1 tRNA gene is annotated in these 205 nt (G+C 53.7%); it reads left to right on the forward strand.

From position 1 onward, the window contains the following. The first annotated feature begins 132 nt into the window (after nucleotides 1-132). Nucleotides 133-205, forward strand: a tRNA-Met gene (locus KZZ04_RS21080).

The following is a 205-nucleotide window of genomic DNA, read 5'->3' on the forward strand; positions in this document are numbered from 1 at the left end:
TGGAGCAGCCTGGTAGCTCGTCGGGCTCATAACCCGAAGGTCGTCGGTTCAAATCCGGCTCCCGCAACCAATTTTTAAATTGGACGCCACGTTGTAATGTAAGCAACGTTAAATAAGTATGCATATTTCAGGCGCGGGATGGAGCAGCCTGGTAGCTCGTCGGGCTCATAACCCGAAGGTCGTCGGTTCAAATCCGGCTCCCGCA

This window comes from Pseudoalteromonas sp. CR1 (assembly GCF_019392235.1).
GTDB lineage: Bacteria > Pseudomonadota > Gammaproteobacteria > Enterobacterales > Alteromonadaceae > Pseudoalteromonas.